At 63.9% G+C, this 25,916-nt stretch carries 19 protein-coding genes and 1 pseudogene; 4 read left to right on the plus strand and 16 right to left on the minus strand.

Annotated elements, in window-relative coordinates; genetic code table 11:
• Positions 1–148 precede the first annotated feature (148 nt).
• The 3 genes from MTR72_RS00165 to MTR72_RS00175 all read left to right on the plus strand — a co-directional run bounded on the left by MTR72_RS00165 (position 149) and on the right by MTR72_RS00175 (position 3,659).
• Positions 149–2,839 carry a flavin-containing monooxygenase gene (locus MTR72_RS00165; RefSeq protein ID WP_341509899.1) on the plus strand — a complete coding sequence of 897 codons (2,691 nt, stop codon included), beginning with the start codon at positions 149–151 and terminating at the stop codon, positions 2,837–2,839.
• Positions 2,840–2,976: 137 nt separating this feature from the next.
• The gene (locus MTR72_RS00170) at positions 2,977–3,252 is read left to right on the plus strand and encodes a hypothetical protein (RefSeq protein ID WP_341509900.1); all 276 of its coding nucleotides are present in this window, start codon (positions 2,977–2,979) and stop codon (positions 3,250–3,252) included.
• A gap of 101 nt (positions 3,253–3,353) precedes the next feature.
• Positions 3,354–3,659, plus strand: a complete 306-nt coding sequence (locus MTR72_RS00175; protein ID WP_280965714.1) for a hypothetical protein — start codon at positions 3,354–3,356, stop codon at positions 3,657–3,659.
• A gap of 78 nt (positions 3,660–3,737) precedes the next feature.
• On the opposite strand, the gene MTR72_RS00180 is transcribed toward MTR72_RS00175, so the two are convergent.
• The 11 genes from MTR72_RS00180 to MTR72_RS00230 all read right to left on the minus strand — a co-directional run bounded on the left by MTR72_RS00180 (position 3,738) and on the right by MTR72_RS00230 (position 20,203).
• Positions 3,738–3,893, minus strand: coding sequence for a hypothetical protein (locus tag MTR72_RS00180; RefSeq protein WP_198024679.1), 156 nt, complete (start codon positions 3,891–3,893; stop codon positions 3,738–3,740).
• 101 nt (positions 3,894–3,994) lie between these two features.
• On the minus strand, positions 3,995–4,534 hold the full coding sequence (locus tag MTR72_RS00185) for a septal ring lytic transglycosylase RlpA family protein (protein WP_341509901.1): 540 nt from the start codon (positions 4,532–4,534) through the stop codon (positions 3,995–3,997).
• Positions 4,535–4,696: 162 nt separating this feature from the next.
• The gene (locus MTR72_RS00190) at positions 4,697–4,861 is read right to left on the minus strand and encodes a hypothetical protein (RefSeq protein WP_341509902.1); all 165 of its coding nucleotides are present in this window, start codon (positions 4,859–4,861) and stop codon (positions 4,697–4,699) included.
• 33 nt (positions 4,862–4,894) lie between these two features.
• Complete coding sequence (locus tag MTR72_RS00195) at positions 4,895–6,142, minus strand: DUF1501 domain-containing protein (protein ID WP_341509903.1); 1,248 nt, start codon at positions 6,140–6,142, stop codon at positions 4,895–4,897.
• A 2-nt stretch (positions 6,143–6,144) separates the two neighbouring features.
• Entirely contained in the window at positions 6,145–7,632 is a 1,488-nt protein-coding gene (locus tag MTR72_RS00200) for a DUF1800 domain-containing protein (protein WP_341509904.1), read from the minus strand.
• Positions 7,633–7,812: 180 nt separating this feature from the next.
• On the minus strand, positions 7,813–10,335 hold the full coding sequence (locus MTR72_RS00205; RefSeq protein WP_341509905.1) for a M56 family metallopeptidase: 2,523 nt from the start codon (positions 10,333–10,335) through the stop codon (positions 7,813–7,815).
• Complete coding sequence (locus MTR72_RS00210) at positions 10,332–10,724, minus strand: BlaI/MecI/CopY family transcriptional regulator (protein WP_063704958.1); 393 nt, start codon at positions 10,722–10,724, stop codon at positions 10,332–10,334. Before MTR72_RS00210 ends, MTR72_RS00205 begins: the two co-directional genes overlap by 4 nt.
• A 413-nt stretch (positions 10,725–11,137) precedes the next feature.
• A complete protein-coding gene (locus tag MTR72_RS00215) occupies positions 11,138–12,799 on the minus strand; it encodes an NAD-dependent malic enzyme (RefSeq protein ID WP_341509906.1) in 1,662 nt (553 codons plus the stop codon).
• Between the two features lie 723 nt (positions 12,800–13,522).
• Positions 13,523–16,273 carry a hypothetical protein gene (locus MTR72_RS00220; protein ID WP_341509907.1) on the minus strand — a complete coding sequence of 917 codons (2,751 nt, stop codon included), beginning with the start codon at positions 16,271–16,273 and terminating at the stop codon, positions 13,523–13,525.
• Between the two features lie 474 nt (positions 16,274–16,747).
• Positions 16,748–17,761, minus strand: a complete 1,014-nt coding sequence (locus tag MTR72_RS00225) for a tripartite tricarboxylate transporter substrate-binding protein (RefSeq protein ID WP_341509908.1) — start codon at positions 17,759–17,761, stop codon at positions 16,748–16,750.
• A 102-nt stretch (positions 17,762–17,863) separates the two neighbouring features.
• Entirely contained in the window at positions 17,864–20,203 is a 2,340-nt protein-coding gene (locus MTR72_RS00230; RefSeq protein WP_341509909.1) for a mechanosensitive ion channel domain-containing protein, read from the minus strand.
• A 721-nt stretch (positions 20,204–20,924) separates the two neighbouring features.
• Between MTR72_RS00230 and MTR72_RS00235 the strand changes: the two genes are divergently transcribed.
• Entirely contained in the window at positions 20,925–21,815 is an 891-nt protein-coding gene (locus MTR72_RS00235) for an MBL fold metallo-hydrolase (protein ID WP_341509910.1), read from the plus strand.
• Here MTR72_RS00235 and MTR72_RS00240 read toward each other — a convergent pair.
• The 5 genes and pseudogenes from MTR72_RS00240 to MTR72_RS00260 all read right to left on the minus strand — a co-directional run bounded on the left by MTR72_RS00240 (position 21,791) and on the right by MTR72_RS00260 (position 25,907).
• Entirely contained in the window at positions 21,791–22,072 is a 282-nt protein-coding gene (locus MTR72_RS00240) for a DUF3551 domain-containing protein (protein ID WP_341509911.1), read from the minus strand. The two genes, MTR72_RS00235 and MTR72_RS00240, sit on opposite strands and share 25 nt — an antisense overlap.
• Before the next feature lie 13 nt (positions 22,073–22,085).
• Positions 22,086–23,123 (minus strand): patatin-like phospholipase family protein, encoded by a 1,038-nt coding sequence (locus tag MTR72_RS00245; protein ID WP_341509912.1) that lies wholly within the window; start codon positions 23,121–23,123, stop codon positions 22,086–22,088.
• Entirely contained in the window at positions 23,120–24,049 is a 930-nt protein-coding gene (locus MTR72_RS00250; RefSeq protein ID WP_341509913.1) for a polyphosphate kinase 2 family protein, read from the minus strand. Before MTR72_RS00250 ends, MTR72_RS00245 begins: the two co-directional genes overlap by 4 nt.
• Positions 23,982–25,029: pseudogene (locus tag MTR72_RS00255) on the minus strand (branched-chain amino acid ABC transporter permease). The gene MTR72_RS00250 and the pseudogene MTR72_RS00255 overlap by 68 nt, the downstream one beginning before the upstream one ends.
• Complete coding sequence (locus MTR72_RS00260; protein ID WP_280965728.1) at positions 25,026–25,907, minus strand: branched-chain amino acid ABC transporter permease; 882 nt, start codon at positions 25,905–25,907, stop codon at positions 25,026–25,028. Before MTR72_RS00260 ends, MTR72_RS00255 begins: the two are co-directional and overlap by 4 nt.
• Positions 25,908–25,916 lie beyond the last annotated feature (9 nt).

Below are 25,916 nucleotides of genomic sequence, written 5' to 3' on the forward strand. Positions count from 1 at the left end.
GTTATGCGCCGCGATGCGTGTGTCGCGACGACATTCGCGTTGCCACTGTAACGCCGCAAACGGCTACCGAAGATTGAATTTGTCCTGATGACAGGACGGGCCTGAGGCGATAGCCTGCCGGCAAAACAAAACGCACGGGAGGAATGCCATGCCTGATGCAGTGGTCGCTGCGCGTGCTCCTGACGCCGCGAGCGGAACCATCCAGCAGATCGATGTCGCCGTGGTCGGCGCCGGCTTTGCCGGCCTCTATCTCCTGCATCGCCTGCGCAAGGCCGGCTTCTCGACGGTCGCCCTGGAAGAGGCCGGCGATGTCGGCGGCACCTGGTACTGGAACCGCTATCCCGGCGCGCGCTGCGACATCCAGACCATCGACTACAGCTACACTTTCGATCCCGATCTCGAGACCGCCTGGACCTGGTCGGAGAAATACGCGACCCAGCCCGAGATCCTGCGCTATCTCGGCTTCGTCGCCGACCGTTACGATCTGCGCCGCGACATCCGCTTCAAGACCAAGGTCACGGAAGCCAAATGGGACGAAGCGACCGAGCGCTGGCACCTCACCACCGACGACGGCGCATCCGTCGCCTGCCGCTATTACATCATGGCGACCGGCTGCCTCTCGGCACCCAAGCCGCCGGAGATCGACGGCGTCAAGGATTTTCAGGGCGAGATCTATTTCACCGGGCGCTGGCCGCATGAGGGAGTCAACCTTGCCGGCAAGCGCGTTGCGGTGATCGGCACGGGCTCCTCCGGCATCCAGTCGATCCCACTGATCGCCGAACAGGCCGCGCATCTCACCGTGTTCCAGCGCACGCCGAATTTTGCGCTGCCCGCACATAACGGGCCGGCGCCGGTCGACCGCATGAGCCTGTTGCAAGGCGACCGTGCCGCCTATCGCGAGCAGGCGCGCCAATCGATGACGGGCGTACCCTATCCGCAACAGATGGCCGTGAGCTGGCAATTGAGCGATGCAGAGCGTCGCGCGCGTTTTGAGGAGGCATGGAGCAAGGGCGATCTCGTCTACATCCTGACGCAGCTCTGGGCCGATCAGGGCGCCGACCTTGACGGCAACAACATCGTCTCGGACCTGATCCGCGAGAAGATCCGCGCCGCGGTCAAGGACCCCGAAACCGCGGCAGCGCTGACGCCGCACGATCATCCCTTCGGCGCAAAACGTCCCTGCCTCGACACCAATTACTACGCGACCTACAACCGGCCGAACGTCACGCTGGTCAATCTGCGCCAGGAGCCGATCAAGGCGATCAGCGCCAACGCCATCAGCACCGACAGGCGCAGCTTCGACGTCGACGTGATCGTATTCGCGACCGGCTTCGACGCCATGACCGGCGCGATCCGCGCGGTGCATCCGATCACCGGACGCAGCGGCAAGTCGCTGTCCGACGTCTGGGCACAGGGGCCGCAAACCTATCTCGGGCTGACGGTCGCGGGCTTCCCGAACTTCTTCATGATCACCGGGCCCGGTAGCCCGTCGGTGCTGTCGAACATGGCGGTGTCGATCGAGCAGCATGTCGACTGGGTGGTCGACCGGCTCGCCGCACTTCGCGACGCCGGCTTCTCCACCATCGAGGCCACCGAGACGGCGCAGGCCGGCTGGGGCCGGCATATGGCCGACTGTTCGATGCTGACGCTGCACCGGCTCGCCAACACCTGGTACACGGGCGCCAACGTGCCCGGCAAGGTGCATGCGCTGATGCCCTATACCGGCGGCGTCGGCCCCTATCGCAGCATCTGCGACGAGGTGACCGGCCGCGGCATGCTCGGCTTCCGCCTCACCGGCCCGAACCTCGCCGCACAGTGCAATGACGGCGAGATCGTGCGCCTGCAACCGGACGTGCGGCTGGTGCTGAACCTGCTCACGCAGTTGAACCTGCCGCCGATCGAGTCGATGGGCGCGCTCGGCGCGCGCGCCTTCGTCAGCGAGTTCAACAAGAGCCGGCCTGCGGGCCGGCCGATCGGCGAAATCGTCGACGGCATCCTGCCCGGCAGCGACGGCCCGCTGCCTTATCGGCTGTATCGGCCGGCGACGCCCGGTCCGCATCCGGTCGTGGTCTACTTCCATGGCGGCGGCTGGGTACTCGGCGACGAGCAATCCGACGATCCGTTCTGCCGCGACATGGTGCGGCGGACCGGCATGATCTTCGTCAGCGTCGGCTATCGCCACGCGCCCGAGCATCGCTTCCCGGCCGCAGCCGAGGACGGTTATGCGGCTACGCGCTGGATTGCCGAGCACGCCACCGAGCTCGGCGGCACGCCCGATCCCGTGCTGGTCGCGGGCTGGAGCGCCGGCGGCAACGTCGCCGCCGTCACCTGCCAGCTTGCGCGCGACCGCGGCGGCCCGGAGATCGCCGGCCAGCTCCTGGTGTGCCCGGTCACCGATTGCAGCTTCGACCGGCCGTCCTACAACGACAATGCGACCGGCTATTTCCTGACGCGGTCGCTGATGTACTGGTTCTGGGACCTCTACTGCTCGCCGGCAGACCGCACCGATCCGCGCGCCTCGCCGCTGCGCGGCAAGGTCGCAGGCCTGCCGCCGGCCTTCATCGTAACGTGCGAGTTCGATCCCCTGCGTGACGAGGGCATCGCCTATGCCGAGGCGCTCGCCGCCGCCGGCGTTCCGGTCGAGCAGCTCAAGGCGCACGGCCATTTCCACTCGTCCTTCACGATGGTCGATGTGGTGATCACCGGCGTGCCCGGCCGCGTACAGATGGCCGAGGCGTTGCGGCGCTTCGCGGGACTTCCGCCGGAGGTACGACGCGGCGACGAGACCAGCAATGGTGAGGCCAGGCCGGGGCAGAGAATCGCGGCGGCAGCGAGCTAACCGGCGATGGCCCGCCGGGAACCATTTTCCGGCAGCCACGTTGGTAACTCGTGGCATTGAGATGCAGCGATAGGGTGTGTTGGCCCCGGCACGCAAGAACGCGTGCTGGGGTTCTTTTTGCGTGAAGGGGGAAGAACATGGGAGACGCATCTACCAGGGATTCCAAGATTGATTTCGGTGCAGCCGCCGTGCTGCTCAAATGGCCTTCGCTCGGAAACCAGCGGCGGCCCGATCGTACCTCCTACCAGGTGATCGAGGGCACGCTCGACCAGTGCATCTCGGCCTTCATGGGCAAGCCCGCCGCGACGCGTCATCTCTATGAGATCCGCGCCACGCCGCAGCCGCCGCTGGTCACGGCAATCCTGTCGCCCGAGCACATCGCAGAATTGTCGCGCTTGCGGGAATTTCTCTGACCGCGCGCGGCAGTTCTCGTCTTCACGCGCACGACAAGTTGTAGGAACCCTCTGCCGGATTTTCCCGTTATCGGTCATCAGAAACGGCGTGAGTGCCTGCGATGCCTGAAGCGGGTCTATCATCCCCGATCGTGCCTTATGGCGCAGATCAGACCCTGTTCGTCGTAATCGATCGCCTCGACGACGCGACCGAAATCCGCGTCGAGCGAAACGACATCGAAGCTACGATCGACGAACTCGTCGCCGGCTGCTTCCACGATCCGATCTGCGTGATTTCATTCAACACGCTCGAACATTGGACGAGAGACATCTCGACCGAGATCGTCGGCGAAATCCGGGCGCGCTGCGATATCGATGGGGTGACGCTGCCCGACTATCTCAGCGACTTCGTCGAGAGCCACACCTGATCTTGCTGCCGCAAGCACAAAAAAGCGCCGCATCCGCGGCGTTTTTCGTGTGGCAACTCAGAGCATGGTTTGGGAGCGTTATGCGCGCTGGTATCTGCCGGCGATGACCTCGATCTCGCGGCGGCGTTCACCGGCGAAAGTCAGGAGCTGTTCGATCGTCCGCGTATCAGTGATCCGTTTGGCCAGCCGCTCGGCGCGCGCGGCCTGATCTTCGAGATACTGGATCGTGTTCAAGCGCCGCCTCCCCGAGAGCCCCGATTTGTTTGGGCACCCATGGTGCGCCAGAGCGGCTAACAGCCGGTTAAGCGCGACGCCTCGATGTCGATCGACCGGCCTTAATGCACGACGTCGAGCCTGACGTTGACGATGCCCTTGTCCACCATGCCGAGCGCCTCGGCGGCGGAATGGGAAACGTCGACAACGCGCCCGCGGACATAGGGTCCGCGATCGTTGACCCTGACGGTGACGGAACGGCCGCTGGAGACATCGGTGACGCGCAGGCGCGTGCCGAACGGCAGGGTCGGATGCGCTGCGGTCAATTCGTTCTTGTCGTACTTCTCGCCGCTCGCGGTCTCCGTGTCCGAGTAGAAGCTGGCAACGCCGTGCGAGCGGGCTTGTGCGGTGTTGCCTCTACCGTCCGGCGCGCGCGCCCGCCTGATCGGTCGCGGATGCAGGGCTGCAACCTTGTGAGGCCGCTCGACCGCGGCCTGACGGCTGGCCCCGCCAAATCCGGAGGCCGCCTGGCGGCCGGCCGGCGATTGCGCACATGCGGCGAGCGAGGCGGCCCCGATCGCGACGAGCAGGATGCGGGCCGGTTGGCGGCATGAGATTGCGTGGGAAATCCGGGCACTTTCGGCACGTGCAAAGCGAGACATGATACGCCCCTCCGAACAACCTTAAGTTCGGTCGGCAATGGGGGCAGAACCTTGTCGGAAGGAAAGCAGGCCTGCGGCGACGGCCGTTTCACGCTGGCTGTGACGATTCCACCACAGTTAATGTCCTGAATCGGGACAGATCCGCGCCGGATCGGCCCAAAATCAGCGCGAGACGATGCGCAACGTCACCGTGCGGTCGCCCAGCCGGGGCTTATCGGCCCGCACGTCCTCCTTGAGGATCCGTGCGAGCTCGCGCCAGTAGAGCCGCTGCCAGCGCGTCGTCAGGCTGGCCAGAAAGTCGAGGTCTCGTTGTGTCAGTGTGCACATGACGAACCTGATCCGGTTGGACACGTTACGCGGTCAGCCGACGAGACCTCCCATCGGCCTGACATCTGCGCTGTCGGGGAAGACGGCGCTGGCGAGCAGATTCTCCTCGACGCGCAGATGATCCCTGAGCAGGCCCTTCAGCACGGCGCGCAAGTCGACGGTGGGCTTGAGGTCGCGATCCTCGAAGAGCTGCGCCGGCTTCAGTCCCGGCCAGTCTGCAATCACACGGCCACCGGCGAGCGCGCCGCCGGCGAGGAAGGCGACCGTGCCGGTGCCGTGGTCCGTCCCCTGCGTGCCGTTGATGCGCGCGGTGCGCCCGAATTCGGTGACGACGGCGACCACGGTCTCGTGCCAGGTCTCGCCCATGTTGCTCTCGATCGCGGCCAGCGCGCCGTCGAGCGCGCCGAGGAGATTGAAGAGCTGGCCCGAGGCCGCGCCTTCGGCGATGTGCGTGTCCCAGCCGACGAAGCCCATGGCGCCGACACGCGGGCCGTCCGGCTTGGCGAGATAACGCGCGGCAGTGCCGGCGGCATCCGCAAAATAGGCGCGCACGCGCGCGATGCCGGGCGGCGCCAGCGTCGGATCGTCCGACATTGGATCGCCCATCGCGGGCGTGCCATCGAGCGAGGCGAGCTTCATACGCGCCTGGAGTACGCTCGCAAGCTTCGGGTCGGTGTGCCGGTAGAGATCGAGCAGGCGGTTCTGCGTATCCGCGCTCGCGGGCAACAGCTTCTGTGGCACCCATGTCATCACGGGTGCCGCGCCACGCACCACGAGCGGCGTCACCGAACCGATGCCGAGCGCGCGGCTGCCGTGCGGGTCGACGCGGCCGCCCGATTCCAGTGCGAGCAATGCGCGATTGAGCCATCCCGAACCGGTCGCGCCAGGTCTGGCGATGCCGCTTTCCAGCACGTCCTGGCCGTCGAAATGCGAGCGCTCGCGATAGGGCGTCGCCGTCGCATGCACGATCGAGGCCTGCTTGCTCTTGTAGAGCCGATGCAGGTTCGGCATCGCCGGATTGAGCGCGAACAAGGAATCGAGCGGCAGCGCGGGCGCCTTGCCGTCGAGCACCAGCGCACGATCGCCGCGCAGGGAGATCCAGTCGGGATCGCCGACCGGTGCGACCGCACCAAGCCCGTCGAGCGCGCCGCGCAGGATGATGACGAGCAGGCGCGGATCGCGCCCCTCGGCGCGCGCAAGCCGCGGCATCTGGCTCCAGGCGAACAGCGCACCGGAGCCGACCAGGAGCTCGCGCCGCGTGGGCAGGTGGATGATGCTCATGCTCACCTCCTCTGAAAATCCGCCGACATGAACAACAGCGCCAGCGCCTGCTGCCGGCTCTCGGCGCGCCCGACCGCCTGCTTCACCTCGGGTGAGATCTCGGACGCGAAGACGTTATCGATGATTGCCTGAGGGTCTGTGATGCCCGTCACGCGCTCGGCAAAATAGTTGGCGACGTCGAGCCGCCGTCCGACGCCGTCGATCCAGCTTGCCTCGTCGTCCGGATAGCCCTTGGGCGCGGACGGACGCCACAACCCCTCGCCGAGGAGATCCTGGCCCCCGGTGTAGCGTACCGGATCGACCTGCGTGATGCCGGTCGCGCGCACCATGCCGACGACCCACTCGCCGGGGCGCTTGAGCTTTGACGGCGGCCCGCGCCAAGCTTCGTCGGAGGACACCATCGCGATCGCGACCTGCTTGAGATCGCCTTCGGTGTTACGGAAGGCCTTCGCCATCTGTTCGACCAGCGCCGGCGGCGGCTCGTCGGCGACGAAATGGCGCGCGAGCTTGGTCACGACATGGGTCGCGGTCGCCGGATGCGCGGCAAGGTCGCGCAGCACGGCCCGGCCCTGCTCAACATCCTCCTGCTCGTAGCGTTTGCCGAGCACGGTCTGCCCCCCGGGCTCGTGCAGCCGCGGATTGAAAGTGAACTCGCCACCGTGCTGGGGATCGGCACCCGGCGGCACCAGCGTCCAGCCGGTCAGTACGTTGGCGAAGCTGATGACGTCGTCCTGGGTGTAGCCGGTGCGTACGCCCAGCGTGTGCAGCTCCATGATCTCGCGCGCAAAGTTCTCGTTGAGGCCGCGGCTGCGATTGATGCCGGCAGTCGAGTTCGCACCCATCGACTCGAGATTGTCGAGATAGAACAGCATCGCGGGATGGCCCTCGGCCGCCTGGAGCAGATCGACGAAACGACCGAGCACATTGGCGCGAATGACCTCGCGCTCATAGGCGCCGGACATGCTCTGGATTTTGTTGGCCGAGACACAGAAATGGTTGGACCAGAACCACACCAGGCGCTCGGCGAACCCGATATCGGCGGCAAGCGCGGCCTCGGTGCGCAGCTTGGCCTCCTGCAAGTAGATCGGCCGTCCCGGATCAGGAATGGCTTCGGCCGCCCTCTTCGCCGCCATCTCGGCGGCATCCTTCGCCTCGCTCTGACCCTGCGCCTGCCCCTGGATTTGCGTTTGGGCTTGCGCTTGAGTCTGATCTTCCGCCATGGCGGGCACCGCAGCCATCTGCTGCCTCTTCGCTTGCTGCTGGGCCTGCTTGGCGCGCGCGGTTCGCCGCGCATTGGCATCGGCTACCGTGCGGAAGGCCTTGGCGCTGGACGGAAGGGTGGCCGCGGCAGCCAGCGCGAGCGGTCGGTCGAGCTCGGCGATCAGGGCGCCGCGCGGGTCAGTCCCGACAGCCGCAATCGATCCAGGTCGCGGCCCCATCCCGAAGCGATGAAGGGCCAGCACAGCTTCGGCCTTTGCAGAATTGCTCATGGCGAACGCCCAATTCTCTGAGGCTATCGGACAGGCGGCGCAGGAGCCGCCCATCGGAAGTTACGAACCGTAATGCTACATATCGTAACACTAGTTTGTGGCCTCGCAAGCAGAGATTGAGACATCGCAGTCAAGAAATCGGGAGCCGCCCGCCCGCTTGACGGGCGGGCGGCGCGGCCCCTAGTAATTCGGCCCGAGCGCGATCTTCGTGATCGTGCCGTTCCGGACGCCGATGCGCCATTCCGCCGCGCCGTTGGCGAACTGGGCGATGTAGATGTCGCTGTCGAGCGCGGTGACGCCGCGGAACGAGACCGCGCGCAGCGCCCCGAGCCGCGCCAGGATCGCTTGGTCGAATGGAAGCTGCTGACGCGTGATATTTGCAACCTCAGTGGTCATGTGGTCGTAGTCGGGCTCACCTTTGCCGACCCCCTCGATGTAGCGCCGCAGCATCTCCTCACCATTGGCGATCGGAACGGCGCGGCGCGCGGCGCGCCCCGGCTTCGCTCCCACGGTCGAGGCCTCGACATTGTGGAAGCGCGTCTGCCGGCCCGGAAGCAGGATCTCAAGGCATCGCCCCGACTTGTCGGCAATGACCCACGGGCTGTTCACCGTGGTCATGTGGGCCCACGACATGTTGGCCCTGACGGGGCTCTCCGTCCTGCGATTGCCATCAGCATCGAGATTGAAGACCTGAATGTCGTCGCCCATTTCGTTATAGACCATGATCCTGATCGGCGACGTACCGGCGCGGCCGCGCACGCTTGCCTCTTCCGAACAGGCGACGATGCCGCCGAGCTCGTCATTGCCGTCAGGACGGAAGAGCACGTCGGCCGCCTTGCCGTCGGGCTCGAGCAGCAGGCGGAATTCCGCCGTGCCGTTCTCGAATTTCGCACCATAGATGTCGTAGCCGCCAGGACCGACGCCGCGGAAGAAGATCGACTCCACCGCGCCGAGCGCCAGGAACGTCGCGTGCAGCTCGTCGAGTTGCAGATGGATCTTCGCCGCAAGCGGCGCGCTCATGCGATCGTAGTTCGGCGTACCGCGGCGCATGTCCTCGATCCCGCGCAGGATCACCTCCTTGCCGCCGGCGGCGGGGACCTGCTCCCGGAAGCGATCCGGCACCTCGGCGATCCGGCGCGCGAAGTCCGCTTCGATCGCCCTGGCGACAGCGGCGTCGATCCGCGGCGCGAGGCGGGCGCCGGAAACCGTGTTCTGGAGCAGCACGCGCGTCACCTTCGCCTGCCCGTCACGCAGGAAGATCAGGAGATTGTCGCCCCGGATGGAGAATGCGTCAGCGCCTTCCGCGAGAAGCGCGGATCGGCCCAGTACGGTTTCCTGCACCTGAAGCCCATCGCCATCGCGCTGGACCGTGAGCACCCGGTTCGGCGCGAGCCGGTACCAGCCGACATATTGATCGAGCGGCGCCGCATCGGAGGCCGATGTCGGCATCTCCGCAATGCGGGAAGCGCGCACGTCGCGGCCGTTGAAATGCAGCATCAATTCGGACGATCGGCGTTCCGCATTGATCGGGAACGTAATCTCGCCAAACGTAGCCGGGTAGGATGCCGTGCCGTCGCTGGCAACCGTCAGCCGCAGCTTGCGCTGCCCGGTGATCTGTCCGTACAGCTCATCGCCCTCCCGGAAGATCGCAAATACCGAGGCGGGGCCCATGGCGTAGAAATTGACGAAGGGACGGTAGTGCTGCGCCGGCGCCTCGCCGAGGTCGGCGACAGCGGGCACCGGATCCTGCGTGCGATAGGCGATCATCCCGGTCGACACGATCACGGCCGGCACGATCGCGGCCGCGATCCACAGCCGCTTGAGCCAGCCGACTGCCGCCGGCAGCGCCGCCGCCGCGATGATGCGCTCGACACGGGCGCGCACGGTCGAGGCCCGCGCCATCGCGAGCTCCACCGGCCGCGGCTTCACGCTCGTTGCGACGTCGAGCAGGATTTCGGCGTAGGACAGCCGGTCGTCGATGACTTCGATCGCCTGGGCGTCGCTGATGATCTCGGCAAGCTCGGCGAGGTGCGCGAGCTGCCACCACGCGAACGGGCTGAACCAGAACACCGCACGGTTGAACGCGGCGAGCAGCAGGACATAGAAATCGCGATTGGCGACATGCGCGCCCTCGTGCGCAAGCACCGCGAGGCGCTTCTTCGCATCCCAGCCGGCGAATTGCGGCGGCACAAGGATGGTCGATCCGAAGGTGACAGGACCGCCGACGTCGCGGCTGATGCGCACGTCGGCATCGATCATCTGCGGACAGCCCATCGGCTTCGCCGCGCGCGCCAGCCGCCAGGTCAGACAGAGGCCGATGGCAAGCCGTAGCAAGAGCAGGCCGGCGACGCCGGCATAGACAATCGTCGCCACCAGCCACCAGTCGACCGACGGACCGCTCCTCGGCGGCGGTGCGACGGGAGTGCCGGTCACGACCGGCAGGGCCGGCTGCGGCGTTTCCAGCATCGAGATGTCAGCGGGCCAGAGATCGTCCGGCATCACCGCCACGGACACGGGCAACCGCGCGATGGTGAGCGTCGGCCAGTGCATGACGAAGGGCATCGCCAGCGATGCCAGGAGCACGACGACCCAGGCCGTCATGTGGACGTGCGGATTGTGTACACGAAACAGGTTGAGACCGAACCAGACGACGCCTCCAAGCACGAACGAGCGGAGTGCCGCCTCTGCCAGAGTTGCGATCATTCTTTCTTCACTCCCCTCGCCTTCTTCGCCTTGGCCACCTGGTCCGCCAACGTGCGCAGTTGCTGCTGGTCGAGCATCGCATTGTCCACCATGCCGACGAGGACCTCCTCGATCGAGCCGTTGCAGAACCAGTCGACGATGCGCTGCACGGCCTTGGCGGCCACGCGCGCGCGCGGCTCGGCGGCGTGATAGACGTAGGTGCGTCCGTCCACCGTGTGCCGCGCATAGCCCTTCTCCTCCAGCCGGCGCAGCACGGTGCGCACGGTCGATTCCTTCAGACGCCGCGACAGCCGCTCGCGCACGACCTCGGCCGTCACCGGACCGTGGGCCCAAACCAATTGCATGACCTCGCGCTCGAGGTCGCCCAGTTCGGGCAAACGATCGTCCATGGTGCCTGACCTTGCGGTTGGAAGCTTCTTGTAACGCTACAGACCGTCGCATATACGGACGCGCGGCGCAACGGCGATTCCACCTGAAATGGTATCGCCGTGCTGACCTAACCGCAGGCCGCCAGGGGGCGGCGTGATCACGCTATGCGAAACTTCAGGAGGTCGTCATGCCCGGGCTTGCCGTCTTCGCTGAAGCTTCGCCGGCCCAACATCGAAGGCCCGGCGAAGCCGTGGCGGAGCCGGGTCCCGGGCATCCACGTTCTTCTTTGTGCCGCGCGGAAGGCGTGGATGGCCGGGACATAGGCGAGCGGAAGCGACGCCGTCCTTCTGCCCGGCCATGACGATCGCGGAAGCGTCAGCACACTAAGTGAGTGCCCGCGTCACATGCGATTGCCCGACCGGGGCCGGGCCGCTCAGTAATGCGGCTCGTACATCTGGGAGGTGACCTGGCCCATCAGGTCGTTGGGCGCGGGTCCATCCGCCAGCCCGCGCTGGTAGGCCACTTGCGCGACGGCGGCGGCGATGCGCGCCGAGACCTCGCGGATGCGGGGCAGCGCCGGATAGAGGCTGCCCTGCGCGAGGTCCTCCTTGCCGACGCAATCGGCGAGCGAATGCGCAGCCGCCATGAACATCTCGTCCGTTACCAACCGCGATCCGCTGGCGATGACGCCAAGCCCGACGCCGGGGAAGATGTAGGAGTTGTTGCCCTGGCGCGGCACGAAGGTGCGGCCGCTGAGCGTCACGGGATCATAGGGGCTGCCGCAGGCGAACAGCACGCGGCCCTCGGTATAGCGATAGGCGTCCTCCGCCGAGCATTCGGCCTTCGAGGTCGGGTTGGAGAGCGCGAACACGATCGGCTGTTCGTTGAGCTCGGCCATCGCCTTGAGCACATCGGGCGTGAAGGCGCTGCCGACCGCGGCAACGCCGATGATCGTCGTCGGCTTCAGCGTCCTGATCGCGGTGAGGAAGTCGGCGATCGGCGCCTGGTCGGCATGGGCATAGCGCAGCTTATGGCCGGAGAGCCCTGCGCGGCCGTTGACGACGAGGCCGCGGGAATCGACCAGCCAGTTGCGCCTGAGCGCTTCGGCTTCCGAAGCGCCCTCCGCCATCATGGCCGAGACAACGAGATCGGCGATCCCGGTCGCCGCCTCGCCTGCGCCGAGGAACAGGATCTTCTGGTCCCTGAGCTTGCCGCCAGAGACCTTCAGCGCCGAGAACAGGCCGGCAAGCGCGACCGCCGCGGTACCCTGGATATCATCGTTGAAGACGCAGGCTTCGTCGCGATATTTGTGCAGCAGCTTGAACGCCGAGTGGTTGGCGAAATCCTCGAACTGGATCAGCACGCCCGGGAACGTCTTCCGTGCCGCCTGCATGAACTCGTCGACGAAGCTGTCATAGGCCTCGCCCGTGAGCCGCCGCTCACGCAGGCCGAGATAATAGGGATCGTTCAGGAGCTCTTCATTGTTGGTGCCGACGTCGAGCACGATCGGCAGGCATTGCTCCGGATGCACGCCGGCGCAGGCCGAATAGAGCGAGAGTTTGCCGACCGGAATGCCCATTCCGTTGGCGCCGAGATCGCCGAGGCCGAGGATGCGTTCGCCGTCGGTCACGACGATCAGTTTCGCCGGATAGGGCCAATTCTTCAGGATCTCGGCGATCTGGCCGCGATCGCGCGAGGAGATGAACATGCCGCGCGGCCGCTGGAAGATCAGGCCGTATTTCTGGCAGGCGAGTCCGACCGTCGGTGTGTAGATGATCGGCTGGATCTCGTCGATGTTGTCGCAGACGACGCGGAAGAACAGCGTCTCGTTACGATCATGCAGCGCGTTCAGCGCGACGTATTTCTCGAGGTCGGTCGGCAGCGTGCGCAGATTTGTAAGCACCCGCTCGACCTGCGTTTCCATGGTCAGCACGCAGGACGGCAGCAAACCGCGCAAGCCGAGCGCGCCGCGTTCCGCTTCCGTGAAGGCGGTGCCCTTGTTGAGCAAGGGATCGCGCAAGAGCGTCATGCCATGCAGAGCGGTGGAAGATGAAGATGATGTCGAGTGGGCACTGACCCGGTTAGGTCTATTCACGAATTCCCCCAGGGAGTTTCTTATTGGACCGCAAACATTGTCGGCCACCGCTGCATGTAGATCAAGGATGTTGCCACGCGTGCGTCGATTGTGATCTCGCACCGCAGCGAGAACTCCGTAAATACCGCAAATCGCGGGCGGCGAAAAAGTTAACGCCGCAAAGCTCCCACCCCTCATGGTGAAGAGCGCGGAACGCGCGTCTCGAACCATGAAGGCCCCGATCTCGCCCACGGCTATCCTTCGAGACGCCCGTGTGCCCCAAAGGCAAAAACGAGTCGGTTTAAGCCAATAGCGAGTCCGCCCACTCCGGCTTGCCGCACAGCGCCACAGCGCTACCCAGCTTCCTCAGTCCTTACTGATCTGGCCGTTGGCAAGCCAAGACCGGCGCAGTAAAAGCTAACGCCGCAAGTATGGCGCCCGCCGTTGCATAGAATTTGGTGGCGATCCACTGAGCGTGGAGGCATTGGATCAACGCCGTCCTGTGCCTCACGAACCGATGCCCCCCGCTTCACCAATCCGGTTAAGCGGCTGCTTCGGTTCTCTTGCCGGATATGCCACGTCAAATCTCCACAGGCAGAATCCGAAGGCTCCACCTAGGACTGCGCCAGCAATTGCGCTCGCGGCAACGAAATGAAGGTGATTTTGAAGATCAATTGAGTGACGAACCTAACGTAGGTGGTCAATGCTCCTAAGGGAGTCGGTTTAAGCGAATAACGCAGTCCACTAGCGCGCAAGTGGTTGGCTGCACTTAGTCGAAGCGTCGCGCTCATTTAGCTCGAATAGCAATGGCCCGCCGCTTGGTCCTTTCGCGATCATGCGACCGAGCCGTGGAAATGCCGCAAGGCCCGATACACCACGGGCAGAGTTAAAGTCTTCAATGATTTTCAGAGTTGCTCCGTCGAATGAATAACCTCCGAGTGACGTTTCGATGATGTTGAGCCCGGCGAATTTCGAAGCAACAATCTGGCGCACTGAACCGACAACTTCGTCAGAACCGTTAGCCACTTGCTCCACGCCGAGAGAGTCTTTTCGCACTACGAACAAACCTTCGTCGCCAACTGCCAAGATACCTTGATCTCCCTGTGCCTCGGCGAACGCTCTGATGGAACGCATTGGACCATGAATATCGTCTAGTCTTCTCGCTTGCCCTTGCTGACTGACTGAGTAGATACCGAGGTTAGTCCCGAACAGAACGTCGCCAGTTTCCGGTTCGAATGTCGTGAGCACAATTGCTTCCCGCGGCAGTCCCGCGACAAATCGCCAACGCCTGTCCGGCGTTATCATGAACCATCCATCGTTCCACACATAGACCGTCTGGAAGCGGCGGACGGAAAAAAAGCTTTTTGCCCCATAGGTGTGCGTCCGGTTTGAAAAATGGAAAATCCCAGGAAAATATTGCTTGATGCCCTCCGCGTCGAAGGGAGCCAGAGCGCCATCGTGCCGCATCAAGAACAGCCCGCGCCAATTCCCAACGATCGGACCTCCAAACCAAGGCGCATCAACGATCGCTTCAATGTCGCTCCTTCTAACCGGGGTATTCGTCCGGCGATAGCCGGTTCCCTCCATGCGGATCATTTTGATCGGCCCCCCGGAGTTGCCGTCCACAACCAGGACGGATTCTATCGACGGAAAGACCCCGAGAATCTCGCTGTACTGAAGGGTCGCTAGTTGCTGGACCGATAGATCTGAACTGATAACGCTTTCCAATGTCCCCCCGGCGACTACGCCCCCAGACCATGGCAATTGAACGAGATCGCGCGTGAACTGGCCGCCCCGACTTTCTAGTTGCCTGATTGTATCGTCCGGACCGAGAGAGAAGAGACCTTTCACAGTGTCGAACAACAATTGACGACCATCCGGCGCCTCGATCATCCGGCCCAAAGCGAAGCCGATCGACTCCCCGTCGGTGCCTGATATCGGCCTCAAGCAAAGGTTTGATCGCGAAATCTTGCTTTCGAGCTCTTGCTGATCACGACAGATATGGTCTCGACTGTGCTGGGAGTCGACCGCAAGAAACAGGCCGTATCGCCCTGTCAGGATCATTTCGCCGGTTGCAGGATTTGCTCCTTTGGAAAATCCCAGCCAGCCCAGGCCAATATGATCTCCACCGGCAACCGGCGTGGCGTTGAGGTTCGCATCCAGGCTGAACAGGCCAGCGCGCGTGGAAACCAGTGCCACGGCGGACTCCGGCCAATCCGCGATTTCAGCCATTGGCAAACCCTCGACCGGAAAGGGCATTGAGAGCGCGACCATGTTTCCCTCTGGCCGCAGTTCGAACCATCCGGATCTCGTGACGACCAAGACCCGCTTGATCGACGGTAGATCGTACACGCGTGGCAAATCACCAAGTCGATCTCGGCCGCCATCCACTACCGGCCTTATTGCCTTTCCGTCGTAGAGGAAAAAACCTTCAGGAGCTTCAATGAGACTTCGGCCAATGGTTGGAAGATCTTGTATTCGCCCATACCCGAAGAGATCGCGCCGAGGTAACCCGAGGCGTCCTCCCGGAACGTCTTCGAGTTGTCCATCACGCGCGATGCGCCGCCAGCGCATCTTTGCATCGAACCACCCGCCGGCGGCGTAGGTCAGGATTTGCCCGAACAGGCGAGATTCGGAGAAAGACAATCCGGCGCCGTTTGAACTGGTGGTTGCCAGAACCTCAGCCGAGAATTGCGGATCTCCCGTACTCACGTTTTTGCGGATCGCAACAACGGATTTTTGCGCTATGAGCAAGGCCACGCCGGCCGCTTCAATGAGACGTCCGTAGTCGTCCTTGCCGATGCTCCCGACGTCCTGCCATCGGCCGTCGTCGGTGACGATATGGATCTTCCGATCGAGATCAAGGATGACGGCAGCCGAAAGCAAAGGTGCATCATGAATGCTATAGATTCCGCGTATTCCATGAGCAGTCATTTGTTCTTCCGACATCCAGGTGCGGAGCGATCGGTCTTCCACGACCTTCGGTAATCCTTGGCCGGAGACGACGACCGTCAGCTTTTGCCGCGGCAACAGAAACGGACCTAGGCTTGCTTGGTCAGAGCGAGGGTTATCGTCCTCGATGGGAGCGAACTGCTCAGTATCCGGACGAAGGACCGAAATTCCGCCTACGTGGCTAACCGCTACGACACGCCGGCTCCACGGCTCAATGACAAACCGGCTCTTATCAAGAAAGTTGTGCGGAAAGGCGCCATGATATGGCACCAGCCTGCGCTCAGCATTGATTGTCCATTGTCCGCCCCGATTGACTGGAGTGAAGACAGGTCCAGGAAGACCTGGAATGAGAAATACATCTTCGCTTATTCGCCAGGCTTCATTGGCGTCCTTCTCTGTGGGAGCACCGTCCCTCACGGGGACGACGCAGAAACGGTCACTTGGCTGCGCCAGGGTAGCTCCCATTGGACAAGCGAGAATTAGCGCGGTGAGCAGGCCAGCCGCTCCACTCTTGTGACGATCTCTATGTGTCCTGCCGAGCATCTCTTAAGGCTCCTGCGCCATCAGTCACGGCTTGCCGCAGCACTCAATGCAGAGCCCCAAGGCCCCCCAAACCGATGAAAGCACCAGCGATGCGAGAACCAAGCGGGACGGCTGCTGGGCAGGCAAGAGAAGCGCGATCTGAGCGGCATGGCGGACTAATCACTGGAGATTTCCCGGATAAGTTGCACAGTCAATCATGGGAACACGTTAACCCGATGTCAGTTCTCCACTCCTCGCGAGGAAATGGTTACCGGGTAGCTATGCCGCTGTTCGCAATGTTCTTCAAATGCGGACAAATATGCCGCCGCCCCCTGCCGCTGCTCCATGAGTTTCGGCCGACGGAGCACAGCCGCGAAGTGGGGCTGAGCGAGACAGCGCAACTGCGGGCAATCCCGACCACGGACCAGCCGATTTCGCGACGCTTCAAGGACTCGCGCCGCTAGTGCCATGTTAGCTTCGGCTTGCGCGGCGATGCTACTCCGGCTTGATGTCCGCGGCCTTCACGACCGGCCACCATTTTTCGGTCTCGGCCTTCTGGAAGGCCGCGAGGGCTGCGGGCGATTGCTGCTCCACTGGCGGAATCTCCTGCCCCAATTCGGCGAAGCGCTGCTTGACAGACGGATCGGCAAGCGCCGCGATGATTGCCGCATTGAGTTTCGTGACAATATCTTTCGGCGTGTTCTTAGGTGTCCAGACGCCGTGCCAGTAGGAAATGTAGAGGCCGGGCAGGCCCGCCTCGTCGACGGTCGGAATGTCGGGCGCGGACGCAAGCCGCGTCGGTGACGTCACGGCAAACGCCTTGATCGCGCCGTTCTTGACCTGAGGCAGTGAATTGGTGGCCTGATCGAACATGATGTCGATCTGCCCGGCCACGAGATCGATCATGGCCGGCCCGGCGCCGCGATAGGGCACGAACTGGAAATCGGTACCGGTCTTGGTCTTGAAGAACACACCGGCGACATGCGCGCCCGTGCCGGCGCCGGCCGTCCCGGCGGTGGCCTTGCCGGGGTTTTCCTTGAGCCAGGCGATCAGCTCCCTGAGATTGTCGGCCTTGAGCGTCTTCCTGCCGACGATGAGCTGCGTCCCCATCGCGACCATCGCGACCGGCTCGAAGTCGGCGACCACGTCATAGGGCAGCTTGAAGATCGCGCCGTTCAGCACATGCGTGCCCCAATGACCGATCGTGATCGTCGTGCCGTCCGGGCTCGCGCGCGCGACGCGGGCCCCGGCGATGCTGCCGGAGGCGCCCGCCACGTTCTCGACCACGACCGTCACGTGCAGCTCGGCCGCGATCCGCTCGGACAGGATGCGCGCCAGCGTATCGGTCGGCCCGCCCGCGGCGAACGGCACGACCAGCGTGATGGGACGTGACGGAAACGGCTGGGCGCTGGCCGGCGCGGTCCACACCGCAGATCCGGTCACCGCGCAAACGATCAACGCACAAGTGATCACTGGGCCGCGCAATCCGGCCCACAGCCCCCGCGTCATTCTCTCCCCCACTCTTTTTGTCGCCCGCATGTTGGCAGCAGACTGGAGCCGGAGTGAACGCTGCCGCGTGGGCCGAGGCAAGCGGGAAATTTGACCGGGCGGCTATGCGGTCGCCCGGCGCGGCGTCGGATTCGCGGCCGCATCGGCCGGCGGCGCGATCTGCATCAAAATGGTCTGGACCGGGGATGCGATCTCGATACCGGACTGCTGGAAGCGGAGCTTCATGCGGCGGTTGAATTCGCGCTGCACCGGCCAGCGACCCGAATCCGTGCAGCGAATCTGGCCGACGATCGACACCATCGCGCCGTCGACCTTGTCGATACCCCAGAGCTCGAGATCGCCGCGGATAGCCGCGCGGAATTCCGGCTCGCGGCGCATTTCGTCGACGATCTCCTTGAGGATCTGTCCGGCGCGGTCGGTGTCTTCCTTGTAGGCGACGTTGATGCTGACCGACGCATTGCCGGCGCCGCGGCTGGAATTGGTGATGGTCGTGACCGCACTGAACGGCACGATATGCACGGCGCCGTCGCCGGCGCGCAGGCGGATGGTGCGGATCGAGACGTTCTCGACCACGCCGGTCAGACCCGAGACGCTGACGTTGTCGCCGACCTGGACCGTATTCTCCAGCAGCAGGAACAGGCCGGTAATGAGGTCTTGCACCAGCTTCTGGGAGCCGAAGCCGATGGCGATGCCGACGATGCCGGCGCCGGCAAGCAGTGGTGCGACGTTGACGCCGATCTCGCTCAGCGCGGTGAGACCGACGACGACGGCGATCACGCACAACAGCACCGTCCGCAGCATCGGCTGGAACGTGCGCAGTCGCGCGGCACGGGCGTAGTGCCCGTCCCGCGACAGCACGTTGATCTGGCGGTCCATCAATGCGTTGCTGGCTTCCCAGATTGCGGCGGCAATGACTGCGGCGATGCCGATCGTCACCACGGCCGAGATCAATCGGCTGCCGATCTGGCCGCCATAGAACCAGACGATGGCATCGACGCCCCAGACCTCGAGCACGGCCACCAAGCCGATGAAGGCGATGACGCTTGAGACGATTTTCCGCAGTAGTGGCAGATAACGGTTGGCACGAGTCTCCAGGCCGGGGAAACGCTGCAGGATCTCCGGATTGATGCGGAAGCCGCGGTCGATCAGGCTCAGCGTCACCATGGTGACGACCCGCGTGATCAGCACGACCGCGATGGTGCCGACGAAATATTGGAGCAGCAGCGAGTAGCCGTTGCGGATGTTCAGCGCCCAGACCGCCCACAGCGCGAGGTCGAGCGCGATCGCGAGATAGTGCCAGCCGCCGGCGACGCGGTTGCGCAAGCGGGCCGCAAGCCCCTGCCGGTCGGCGGGCGCGCGGATGGCCTCCGCAACCTGGCGACGGCACTGCAGGATGATAACGACGATGAAGAGATGCACGATCAGCATCACCATGCGCAGCAGGGCCGCATAGCCCGCGCGATGCAGGCCGAGCAGTAGCGCCACGTTGGCAAAGGCGATGCCGGTCACCCCGACGCCGACGATGCGGCGCGCCCAGATCTCGACATAGGCCGCGGTCTCGGCGCGAACCGGAAACAGGCCGTACGGCCCCGCCAAAGCGCGGACGAGGCAGATGAGCCCGCGCGAGAACGCGTAGGCGTTGACGACCGCGAGGATAACGAGGCGCACCGTTACAGGCTCGCCGATCTCCGTTCCCAGCAGCGCCGTGGCGAGACCGACGAAAACGCACACCGGGAGCAGTTCGAGGACCAGGCGTCCGAGCACGAAGGGCAGCCGCAGGAAGAGCTGCCAGGCCCGCGCCAGGGTGGCGCGGCGCCGGTACAGCTCAGGCGCGGCGGCGACATCGACGGCGGAGGATGGCGGATCGGCTATGGGCAGCGCCTGCACCGGCAGGCGCGCGGTCTGCGGCACCCGCGATTCCAGGAATGCGACCGGACGCCGGATCAGCCGGAAGATCACCCACTCGGCGCAGAAGGCGCAGCCGAACACCAACGCCAGTTTCCAGGCGATTTCGATCAGGAGATTATAGGCGGCGGGATCATTCGCCGTGCGCAAGAACCAGTAGTAGAAGGCCGGAAAGTGCGTCAGCGTCCGCGCGATCTCGGCGACCTCGCGCGAAATATCGCCGATCTCCTCCGACACGCTCAGCAAGAGCTGCGCACCGAGCCCATCGGCCGACAACGGAATCGGCGATTTCTGTTCGGGCGCGGCTGGCGCGGGTTGCTGCTGGTTCGATGCACCGGCGAGCGCGCGCAGCGTGTTGATCATCTGGGCGCGCTTCTGGTCGTCCTGGAGGGTTTCCAGCGCGCGCTTCGCTTCGTCCGGCGAGAGCGCCACGGTCCCGTTTGTTGCCGGCGCAGGCGGCTCGGCGCGGGCACCAGGGAAGGCCGAGACTGCAAGGAAGAGGACAGCGAGCAGCGCCGGGACGAGCTTGTGCGGCACGAAGATTCCCCAAGAAAAATAGCTGCGCCCGGCGGAGGCGAGAGTCGTCGCCGCCGTGGCGCATGCGTCATGTCGGGTTGTGCTATTCGCCCCGGTCCTGTGTCGGAAGTTTGCCTGCGAGACGACTTTCTCTTGGCATTTGCCGCGATGCAGGAATGGCAGCCGCTTGCCGCGCACGGGAGCAAAAAGCCGCTCCCCGTCATCCCTGGGTTCGGCCCGGGATGACGGCGAGGAGGAGAAGAGAGAGAAAGCAGATGTCAAACGCGTTGTGCGCAGGCCCCGTCACGGTCGCCCAACGCAATGAGCGGATTCCAAAATACAGCGCCGGGAAGGTAAGGGGCTTTGCCTCACTGATGCAGCCCGCTTAAACCTTGTCCCGGCGTGCCGTTCGCGGATTTGAGCCGCTATGCGATAGTCCGAACGAGCTCCATCGCAATCAACGCGGCTGGATTTGCGGAGGTGGCGTCATAAACCTCCCCTTGCTCTTGAGTTGGACATTGCGCGTCGCAGATTTGCGACCCGCGGAATGCTCCTCCCGCGACACAATAGTGTCAAGCGGGATCAAGGTCGCAGAGATCACATTTAAGGGCGTTTTGTTCCGCGGCGGCGATGGTCCGCGACTTGATGCAGCGGAATAAAATCTTCTCCGCAGCGTTTGTCTCGACGAGGATATCCGCCTCTCGCCCGCACTCCTAATTTAACTATTCTCAGAAAGCAAAACATGAAGATATCGACTTGCCTCACCGTGCTCACCGCGCTCGCTGCCGGAGTTGGATCGGCTGCCGCGCAGAGTCCGCCGCAGAGCTCGACCAAAAAGGTCGACGGCACCGAGAACGTCTACATCTTCCGCTATGGCGGCCATCAGTCGATGTTCGTGGTGACGCCGCAGGGCGTGATCGCGACAGACCCGATCTCGTATTTGCGTCCGGCAAAGCCCTATATCGACGCCATCAAGTCGGTCACCGACAAGCCGATCAAATACGTCATCTACAGCCACCACCATTACGACCACATCGCCGGCGGGCAACCCTTCAAGGACCTCGGGGCCACCTTCATCGCCCACCGGCGGACCAAGGAGCGCTTGCTCGAGCTGAAGAAGCAGAATGCACTGCTGGCCGACGTCGTGATGCCGGACCAGGTAGTCGACGACAAGAAAACAATCACGCTCGGCGGCACCACGCTGGAGCTGAACTATGTCGGTCGCAATCATTCCGACAATTCGCTGGTGATGCGACTGCCGAAGGAGAAGCTCGTCTTCGTCGTCGACTTCGCGCCGATCGAATCCGTCCAGTTCCGCAACATCCCGGACAATGCGTCGCCGCTGGAATACATCGCCTCGCTGAAGAAGCTTGCCGCGCTCGACTGGGAGCGGATGATTCCGGGCCATCCCTATGCCGGCGGCCGCCTCGGCACCAAGAAGGACGTCGAGGACGACATCGCCTACATGGAGGACCTGTCGGCGGAGGTTAAGAAGGCGGCCGATGCCGGCAAATGCTTCGACACCGCGATGAAGGAAGTGAAGCTGCCGAAATACGAGAAATGGGCGAACTACGAAGCGAGCCTGCCCGCCAACGTGGAGCGCTTCTGCTACTGGTGGGGCCGCGGGTATTGAGAGGGCATCGGCCTCACCCCGCTCCTGCGGGGACCGGCTTGCGCGAAATACGGGTTCCTCAGACACGTCGCCGGGCGGCCCAATGCGCTCGCCTGGCACTGGGCGAAGGAGGGGAAAATGCAGTCCATCCGCTCGCCCTCCAACTCGCCGAAGACGCGCAGGCAGACCGGCGAGCCGCCAGCATAGGTCTGGGCGCGCGCGGAACCAGCCACCAGGAGCGTGACGAGCGCGGAAATGGCGACAATCGGCTTCAACATGACGACCTCGGAATCAGAGGAACATGTCGGTCAAATCGACCGTAGAGGAATTGCCGATCCGGTCAAAGTTTTGGGTAAGCCAGCTTCGCGCGGCCTCGCGCCCCTCGTCACGCAGGCGGCACAAGAGGCTCCATTCAGGATGAAACTGCGTGGCCGTTCCGAGCTGCGACATCAACTGATCATTGCCAATCCAGTGCATGAACATGCGGCTGTGCGTATTGCTGTCGAGCTCCCCATTGTCGATCAGTCGGGTGGCAAATGCAATGGCGCGCATCTCCCGCATCAGCGACGAATTGAAGCTGATCTCGTTGATGCGGTGAAGGACGTCGGCGGCGCTCCCCGGCAGCTCGTTGCGCCGGATCGCGGTGACCTGCACGATGATGACGTCGTGGCTGCCCTTGCGATAGATCAGCGGAAAAATCGCGGGATTGCCGAGATAGCCGCCGTCCCAGTAGTGCTCGCCATCGATCTCGACCGCCTGGAAGTACGGAGGCAGACAGGCCGAGGCCAGCACGGCGTCCGCACTGAGCAATGGCGTCTGGAACACCTTGATCTTGCCGGTACGGACGTTGGTGGCGTTCAGAAAGAGCTGCGGAGCCTCCGGCGACGAATTGAGCCGGTCGAAATCGACCACCCGTTGCAGCACGGACCGGAGCGGATTGAAGTGGAAGGGGTTGAGCAGGCTCGGCGGCAGCGTGTGCGTCAAGGTGTGGATGAAGGCATGAACCGGATGATATTCCGGAGGCAGCCTGAAGGCCTGGATCCACTGGTTGAGCGGCGAAAGCAGGTCATAGACCTGATCCATCCGCGAGACTTCGTACCAGAACGCATGCAGGTTCTGCCGGGCCGCCTCGGCCCCGCCGATGGCCATGCCCGAGGCCAGCGCCACCGCATTCATCGCACCGGCGCTGGTGGCGCTGATCGCCTCGATTGCGAGCCTGCCGTCCTCGAGCACCTGGTCCAGCACGCCCCAGACGAAGGCACCATGCGCGCCGCCGCCCTGGAGCGCGAAATTGACATTCTTTTGGTTGCCGGTCCCATCTGCGGTCACTTTGCGCGCTTCCTGCCTCCCTTCCCCTCGTTCTCCAGCGCTTCCCGCACCGCCCCGAACTCCCGCAGCGAAGCCTTGTCGGCACGCGGAAATCGCAGGTCCAGCTTTTCAAGCGCTGCGACGATCACCGAGCCGATCACGACCCTCGCGAACCATTTGTGGTCGGCCGGCACGACATACCAAGGCGCATGAGGCGTCGCAGTATGCCGGACGATATCCTGGTAGACCGCTTGATAGCGCGGCCACAGCGCGCGCTCCTCGATATCGCCCATGGAGAACTTCCACTGCTTGGCCGGATCCTCCAGCCGGTCGAGGAAGCGCTGGCGCTGCTCTTCCTTGGAAAGATTGAGGAAGAACTTCAGCACCACCGTGCCGTTGCGCGCCAGGTACCGCTCGAAAGCGGAGATGTCCTCGAACCGCTCTCTCCAGATGTTCTTGGTGACAAGCTTTGGCGGCAGTTTCTGTTTGGCGAGGATCTCCGGATGCACGCGCGTCACCAGGCATTCCTCGTAATGGGAGCGGTTGAAGATGCCGATATGGCCGCGCTCGGGCAGCGCGAGCACATGGCGCCAGAGGAAGTCGTGGTCGAGCTCCTTGCTGCTCGGCTGCTTGAACGGATGAACCTCGCATCCCTGCGGGTTGATGCCCTCGAAGATCGCCTTGATCGCGGAGTCCTTGCCGCCGGCGTCCATGCCCTGGAGCACGATCAAGACCGACCAGCGGTCCTGGGCGTAGAGCTTCTCCTGGAAATCGATGAGGCGCTTCTTGTTGGCCTCGAGGATCTCCAGCCCCTGCTCCTTGTCGAGGCCGCCTTTCTCGTCGGTCTTGTGCGCCTTGAGGCGAAACTTGCCGGACCCGTCATGGCGGAAGGGTGTGATGTATCTGTCGAGTTGTTCGGCGAGCGATTCTGACGGCTTCTTGCTCATGAGCTCGGGGATACCTTGCGTTGCGGCTTCAATCGGTCGAGCACGCTACCAAGGATGCCCTTGGGAAGGAATATGATGAAGAGGACGAGCAGCACGCCGTAGACGAGGTTGTCCCAGCCGACTGCCTTGGTGCCGAAGCCGATCCGCAAGGTCTCCGCGAGCAGGATGGTGATGATGGCGCCGACGGTCGGACCGAGCGAGACGAAGAGGCCGCCGACGATGGCCGCGAACACCATCTGCAGCGACACCGCGATGCCGCTGACGGTGTCTGGCGTGATGAACATCTGGTATTGGCAGTAGATCGCGCCTGCGAGCGCAGTCATCAGCGCGCTGATCAGCGTGATCTTCAGCTTCTCGGCGGTAACGTCGACGCCGGCGGCCGCCGCAGCGTCCTCGTCTTCCGAGATCGCTTCCAGCGCGTAGCGGCTCATGCTGCGGTCGACCAAGTGCCATACCAGGAGTCCGGCGAGCCAGACCGCAAGCGCGATCAGGTACCAGGTCGTCTTGTCGTCGAATTGCAGCGCCAGCAGCTTGTTTGTCAAGGCGCGGTTCGGCGTATAGCCGAGCGAGCCGCCAGTATAGTCGCGCGTCGCCGTGATGACCTGGAGCACGATGCCGGAGAGCGCCAGCGTCACCAGCACGAAATAATGTCCGGTGATGCGGAAGCGGAAGCAGGGATAGCCGACGACCAGCGCCAACGCGCCGGCCGCGACCATGCTGACGGGAATGCCGATCCAGGGCGACAGGCCGAGATGATTCCAGAGCAGCGCGGTGACATAGGCGCCGATCCCCATGAAGCCGCCGTGGCCGAGCGAGACGAGGCCGAACCGCCCCATCATCGACCAGGAGGTGTAGGCGAACGACCAGATCAGGATCAGCACGAGGATGTGCAGATGGTAGGGATCGCGATAGACGAAAGGCAGCGCGATCAGTGCCGCCAATCCGACCGTCCACGCCGCAAGCCGGCCCTGCCGCATCATCGGCGCCTCGTAAGCAGGCCCGCGGGCCGGATGAACATCATGACGATGAAAAAGGCGAAGGCGAGCACATAGCCCCATTCGAGATCGGAGAACAGTCCGCCGAGCGAGATGATCTCGGCGAACACGAAGGCGGCGACGAAGCCGCCGATGAAATTGCCGAGCCCGCCGAGCACGCAGATCAGGAAGGTGATCGGCCCGAACGACAGGCCGACGAAAGGATGTACGTCGTATTGCAGCACCAGGAGGCAGGCCGCCAGCCCGGCCAGTGCGCCGCCCAGCGCCGAAGTGATGAGATAGATCCTCTTCGCATCGACCCCCATCAGCGCCATGATCTGGCGGTCCTGGGAGATGGCGCGGATCGCGGTGCCAGTGAACGTGCGGGTCATGAACAGATAGACCGCCACCATGCCGACCAGCGCGGCAAGGAACGAGAGCAGTCGCGCGTAGCTGAAATTCATGTCGCCGAAGGCCAGCACTGGCAGGCGGATGCCGAGATTGCGGAAATCGATGCCGAAGGCGACGGTGGCAAAGCTCTGGAGCACGAACAGCACGCCGCCGGTCGCGAGCAACTGGTTGATCGGCGGCGCAGTCAGCAGCGGCGCGATCACGAGGTAGTGCAACAAGGCGCCGAGTAGCGCAACCAGGAGGATGGTGAACGGCGCGGCGATGAAATAGCTGACGCCGTAATACTGCACCATGAAATACATCGCGTACATGCCGATCATCACGAGCTCGGCATAGCAGATCCACGTCACGTCGATGACGCCGAAGATCAGGTTCAACCCGAGCGCGAGCAGCGCCAGCACGCCGCCGAGCAGGATGCCGTTGATCACGGCCTCCAGCAGGTAGATGTCGAAGATATCAAGAAATGCCTGCATGTGCCGCGC

It is taken from the genome of Bradyrhizobium sp. ISRA442, from assembly GCF_038085055.1.
GTDB lineage: Bacteria > Pseudomonadota > Alphaproteobacteria > Rhizobiales > Xanthobacteraceae > Bradyrhizobium.

Excerpts from the sequence above, each read along its gene's own strand:
- MTR72_RS00225 (WP_341509908.1), bottom strand. The coding sequence starts at position 17,761 with ATGACGCGGGGGCTGTGGGCCGGATTGCGCGGCCCAGTGATCACTTGT.
- MTR72_RS00235 (WP_341509910.1), top strand. The coding sequence starts at position 20,925 with ATGAAGATATCGACTTGCCTCACCGTGCTCACCGCGCTCGCTGCCGGA.
- MTR72_RS00220 (WP_341509907.1), bottom strand. The coding sequence starts at position 16,273 with ATGCTCGGCAGGACACATAGAGATCGTCACAAGAGTGGAGCGGCTGGC.
- MTR72_RS00260 (WP_280965728.1), bottom strand. The coding sequence starts at position 25,907 with ATGCAGGCATTTCTTGATATCTTCGACATCTACCTGCTGGAGGCCGTG.
- MTR72_RS00240 (WP_341509911.1), bottom strand. The coding sequence starts at position 22,072 with ATGTTGAAGCCGATTGTCGCCATTTCCGCGCTCGTCACGCTCCTGGTG.
- MTR72_RS00190 (WP_341509902.1), bottom strand. The coding sequence starts at position 4,861 with ATGTGCACACTGACACAACGAGACCTCGACTTTCTGGCCAGCCTGACG.
- MTR72_RS00200 (WP_341509904.1), bottom strand. The coding sequence starts at position 7,632 with ATGAGCAATTCTGCAAAGGCCGAAGCTGTGCTGGCCCTTCATCGCTTC.
- MTR72_RS00175 (WP_280965714.1), top strand. The coding sequence starts at position 3,354 with ATGCCTGAAGCGGGTCTATCATCCCCGATCGTGCCTTATGGCGCAGAT.
- MTR72_RS00185 (WP_341509901.1), bottom strand. The coding sequence starts at position 4,534 with ATGTCTCGCTTTGCACGTGCCGAAAGTGCCCGGATTTCCCACGCAATC.
- MTR72_RS00205 (WP_341509905.1), bottom strand. The coding sequence starts at position 10,335 with ATGATCGCAACTCTGGCAGAGGCGGCACTCCGCTCGTTCGTGCTTGGA.
- MTR72_RS00165 (WP_341509899.1), top strand. The coding sequence starts at position 149 with ATGCCTGATGCAGTGGTCGCTGCGCGTGCTCCTGACGCCGCGAGCGGA.
- MTR72_RS00250 (WP_341509913.1), bottom strand. The coding sequence starts at position 24,049 with ATGAGCAAGAAGCCGTCAGAATCGCTCGCCGAACAACTCGACAGATAC.
- MTR72_RS00170 (WP_341509900.1), top strand. The coding sequence starts at position 2,977 with ATGGGAGACGCATCTACCAGGGATTCCAAGATTGATTTCGGTGCAGCC.
- MTR72_RS00210 (WP_063704958.1), bottom strand. The coding sequence starts at position 10,724 with ATGGACGATCGTTTGCCCGAACTGGGCGACCTCGAGCGCGAGGTCATG.
- MTR72_RS00195 (WP_341509903.1), bottom strand. The coding sequence starts at position 6,142 with ATGAGCATCATCCACCTGCCCACGCGGCGCGAGCTCCTGGTCGGCTCC.